Origin of the sequence: Hyphomonas sp. UBA3601, from assembly GCF_002375605.1 — a bacterium.
GTDB lineage: Bacteria > Pseudomonadota > Alphaproteobacteria > Caulobacterales > Hyphomonadaceae > Hyphomonas.
In genome coordinates, this window is the sequence record NZ_DFME01000008.1 from 1 (window position 1) to 4,360 (window position 4,360).

The window sequence follows — 4,360 nt, forward strand, 5'->3', positions numbered from 1 at the left end:
TCAATAATTCATCGAATATCGTTTTGGTATTTCTTGGAGTGCATGCCTGCAGGGAGTTCACGTCAAAGACTGCTCCGAGGCCGCGCCTTTTCTGCGACTGAAGATGAGGAATGGCGCACCCAAGAGGATTCGAACCTCTGACCTCTGCCTTCGGAGGGCAGCGCTCTATCCAGCTGAGCTATGGGTGCAAACCGAAGCTGGTGAATACGGCAACCGGCGAGTGAGTGCAACGCCGGAGTGCGGTTTGCGCAGCGCTGGGTGCTTGCGCCTTGATCACTTTGGGCTAGGTCTGGAACAGACACAGATTCAGGAGCCAGACATGCGGACTTTCACCATTGCGATGACCGTCACAGCCATGGCGCTGTTGCTGGGCCTTCCGGCCTGCGGGGCACGGGAAGAGCCCAGCCCGGCAGTGCCTCAGGAAGAGCCCGCAGACCGAGCGGCGCAATTGGAAGCGCAGAAGGCTGCTTATGAGGCCGCGTTGAGCGAAGCGGAAGCTTCCCGAGGGGCAGGGGAGCCAGCCTTGTGGACGCTGCAGGACGAAGACACGACGCTTTACATATTTGGTACGGTGCACTTGCTCCGCCCGGAGTTGGAATGGCGCAGCGATGAGATGGATGCCGCCCTCGCGGAGGCTGATACGGTCGTCTTTGAGGCAGATGTCACAAGCCAGGCTGCGGCGTCCGAAATGATGAAGTTCATCTCCACACAAGGCATGCTGCAAAACGGTCAGCAATTGTCGAGTTTGCTCAGCGAACTGGAGCGCGCAGAGCTTCAAAAGGCGCTTGACCATGTCGGACTGCCACTCGGCGCGATTGAGCCGATGCGGCCGTGGTGGGCGGCGGTGAATCTCTCTGTTCTGCAGATCAAGAAGGAAGGCTTCGACCCGAATGCCGGCGTAGAAACCGTTCTGGGCGCAGAAGCTCGCGCGGCAGGCAAGTCATTCGCCTATCTGGAGACAATAGACGAGCAGTTGGGCCGTCTCGCCAATATGCCCACAGATGTGCAGGTCGATTTCCTTGTGAGCTCTGCCGAGTCCATCGAGGAGGGGGGAGATGTGCTCGATACGCTGGTGTCCGAGTGGGTTGATGGCGATGTGCACGGGATTGGCCTGCTCATGTCCAATCCGGACATGATGGGGTCAGACGATGTCTATGATGCACTGTTGAAGTCTCGTAACGAGATCTGGGTTGGCAAGATCGAAGCCATGCTGGAAGAGCCCGGCACGCGCTTGATCGCTGTCGGAGCCGGTCATCTGGCGGGCGAAGACAGCGTTATCGAAATGTTGGAAGCCAAAGGCTACGAGGTCGAGGGCCCGTAGGCGCTCATGTATCGGCAGACCGGCGGAGCGCCAACAGCGCTTGCTCGAGGATTTCTGCGCTGGCACAGCAGACGATCTGACCGCCGAGCTTTGGTTCGTTGCCACGCCAGTCCGTCGCGAGGCCACCTGCGCCCCGCACAACCGGGATCAGCGCGGCCACATCCCATGCTTTCAGACCGCTTTCCGCCACAAGGTCGATCGTGCCGGCGGCTAGCCGGGCATAAGCGTAGGCGTCCAGCCCATAGCGGCTGATCCGAGCTGTAGCTCTCAGATGGGTCCATGCGCCCTGTTCGGCGGGGTTCAGGATAAAGGGATCTGTCGTGGAGATGACTGCTTCGCGGAGGTCTCGGCAGTCGGAGACCTGGATCGGTGTTTGTGTCCCCGCGCGCTGAACCGCTGCACCCCCCGGCCAGCCGAGATAACGCTCGTCCAGAACGGGCTGGTCAATGATGCCGATGACGGGCGTGCCCGTTTCATCGCACAAGGCAATCAATGTGGTCCAACTCGGTAGGCCGGCTACGAAAGCGCGCGTGCCATCTATCGGATCCAGTAACCAAGTGAACCCGTTCTTCGAAGGTTTAGCGGGGAATTCCTCGCCAGTGACGCCGTGATCGGGCCGTTCCGCTTCGATCAGGGCGCGCATCGCCGCTTCGGCGCCCGTGTCGGCGGCCGTCACGGGGTCAAATTCGGCGTGGGGTATTGTGATCTTGTTGTCGACGGCATCCAGTGCACGAAAATGCGGCCGGATCGCTGACCAGGCCGCATCTGCGAGACGACCTGCAAAGGTCAGCTCATCTTCGAGGGAGTAGGAATTTGTCATGCGGGCATGGGATTGCCCCGCCCCGGGCTGGGCGTCAAGCGACGCCCGTGCTGCTGGTGTCGCCTTCCAGCGCCTTGGCCAGTTCCAGGAGGCGTTTGCGGGGGCGCTCGCCGAGGCGATAGTAGGCGCGAACCAGTTCCAACGTCTCTTTTTGCGAAAGAATATCGCCTTCCATGCGTTCGGCGTCATTCGCGGCATCCGGTGCGTCTGCTGCGGGAATGCCGTCGAAGAAGTATTGCACTGAGACGTTCATGGCTTTCGCCAGTTCATAGAGTCGAGATGCCGTGATGCGGTTGGCACCGCATTCATACTTCTGGATCTGCTGGAAACGCACGCCTACCTGACTCGCAAGGTCCTGTTGGGTCATGCCCAGCAGGCGGCGGCGGCGGCGAAGGCGTTTGCCTACGTGCAGGTCGGTTTCATCAGCCATGTTCAGCTCCTTGCGGATGGGACCGCTCTCAGTCCCAAAACGGGATGTTCGGGCTGGTCTCTCGCAAATGGCGTGCCGGTGGTCACATTTGCCTAAAATTTGGGCTGCATTTCCAAATTGCAGGAATTTGCCAAATCATCGGTTGCGTTTTGTGCGCCGCAACATAAATCTGGTCTTGCACTCCGGTGCAGACGCCTCTGGCGTTTCCTCCCTTTGACCTTGGCCGCGCTCTCGTAGCGCGGCCTTTTTTTTGGAAGTAACGCGGATCTGTTGCAATTGCAGGGTATTCCGACGATCAGCGCCGACCGATCTGGGTCGCGACGTCGAGGATTTCGACGACAATAGCGGACAAGACTTGCTGCATTTGCGCAAAGCCGGCACTGGTCTCGACCGCTTGTTCATCCATGTACAGTCCGCGATTAATCTCGATCTGTACCGCATGGAAGTCTCGCTTGGGGCGGCCATAACGACGTGTCGTATACCCTCCTGCATAGGGCGCATTCCGCGCAACGCTGAACCCGTTCGCTCGGAATGCGCGCTCAATTCGCCCCGTCAGACGTGGGTCACAGCTGGAGCCGAACCGGTCCCCCAACACAATATCTGCCAGATTGCGACGCCCAGGCTGGACGCTGGGCATTGAGTGGCAGTCAATAAGGAAGGCCCGGCCGTGCCGCTCCTTCAGACTGCCCAGCTCAGTCGCCAGGCACTGGTGATAGATGTCGTGAATGCCAGACAGGCGCGCTTCTCCTTCTGATCGGGTAAGGCGGCGCGCATAAATCGCCTCTCCCCTGGCTGCGACACGCGGCAAGCAGCCGAGCCCGGCTTCCACACGCGCTGTCGGCATGCCGCAGGGGCGAGGGACTCCATCACTGAACATGTTCGGGTCGAGTTCCCGTGGGTCGCGATTGAGATCAGCGACTGTGCGAGCATATTTCGCCGCCATGAGTATGCCGCCCTGCTCAGGAACGGCGCTGAACAACTCGTCCACGAACGCATCTTCCGTCCGGCGTACGGTGTCCACCGGTACGCAGAGTGCCTCGCGCATCTCATGTGGATAGAGACTGCCCGAATGCGGCGAGGCAAAAATGACTGGCGCCAACATTTTTTCCGGGGTTACCAGCCGGTACGGCGTTTCATAACGAGGCGTGGCCGCAGGGCTGTCCTGCGAACCGGCCGTTCGCTGAAAATGCTCAGGTCTGTCAAGAAATTGGGGGGCGTCTGTCATTCAGCACATCGTTTCTTTGTTTGCCTGAAGGTCAAGCCTTTTCACGAGAATCCAGCCGGTGCCCGCAGTAATTTCCGACTTTAAGTCCGCAGATATTCACGCCTGATTTACCGAACTGCGTCTTTATGCTTAGGGTTCTGCCGAGAAGAGGGTATTCCGCGTGACCAAGATTTTGCTGGCCGAAGATGACGATTCCATGCGCTTGTTCCTGGCCGCCGCTCTGCGTCGCGCCGGACACGAGATCCAGGATTACGCTGACGGCGAAAGCGCGTTGTCCGCGTTGGAGCGCGAAGTGTTCGATCTACTGCTGACCGATATTGTCATGCCCGGCCTTGATGGAATCGAACTGGCACGCCGGGGCGCCGAACTCGACCCGGCCATGAAAATCGTCTTCATTACGGGGTTCGCCGCCGTGGCGCTCTCCTCCGGGGCTCCGACACCTGCAGGCGCGAAAGTGCTGTCCAAACCCTTCCATCTCCGCGAAATCGTGGATGAGGTCGACAAGGTGATGGCGGCCTGATGGGGCGGGGCTCCGACATTGAGCCTCCCAAGCTGCTGAAATCC

At 59.7% G+C, this 4,360-nt stretch carries 5 protein-coding genes and 1 tRNA gene; 2 read left to right on the top strand and 4 right to left on the bottom strand.

Features of this window, described 5'->3' with window-relative positions; translation table 11 throughout:
- Positions 1-111: 111 nt before the first annotated feature.
- Positions 112-188: transfer RNA gene (locus B4F73_RS00485), tRNA-Arg, on the bottom strand.
- Positions 189-319: 131 nt separating this feature from the next.
- On the opposite strand from B4F73_RS00485, the gene B4F73_RS00490 reads away from it, so the two are divergent.
- Positions 320-1,321: a TraB/GumN family protein gene (locus B4F73_RS00490; RefSeq protein ID WP_206992069.1), complete on the top strand. Its 1,002-nt coding sequence runs from the start codon at positions 320-322 to the stop codon at positions 1,319-1,321.
- A 4-nt stretch (positions 1,322-1,325) separates the two neighbouring features.
- Here the strand turns inward: B4F73_RS00490 and B4F73_RS00495 are convergent, their stop codons facing one another.
- From B4F73_RS00495 to B4F73_RS00505, 3 genes are all read right to left on the bottom strand, one after another.
- Complete coding sequence (locus B4F73_RS00495; RefSeq protein ID WP_206992070.1) at positions 1,326-2,141, bottom strand: inositol monophosphatase family protein; 816 nt, start codon at positions 2,139-2,141, stop codon at positions 1,326-1,328.
- 34 nt (positions 2,142-2,175) lie between these two features.
- Entirely contained in the window at positions 2,176-2,571 is a 396-nt protein-coding gene (locus tag B4F73_RS00500) for a helix-turn-helix domain-containing protein (RefSeq protein ID WP_034816976.1), read from the bottom strand.
- A 295-nt stretch (positions 2,572-2,866) separates the two neighbouring features.
- Entirely contained in the window at positions 2,867-3,796 is a 930-nt protein-coding gene (locus B4F73_RS00505; RefSeq protein WP_290481432.1) for an N-formylglutamate amidohydrolase, read from the bottom strand.
- A gap of 160 nt (positions 3,797-3,956) precedes the next feature.
- Here B4F73_RS00505 and cpdR point away from each other — a divergent pair, with 160 nt between their 5' ends.
- Complete coding sequence (gene cpdR, locus B4F73_RS00510; RefSeq protein ID WP_034816978.1) at positions 3,957-4,316, top strand: cell cycle two-component system response regulator CpdR; 360 nt, start codon at positions 3,957-3,959, stop codon at positions 4,314-4,316.
- Positions 4,317-4,360 lie beyond the last annotated feature (44 nt).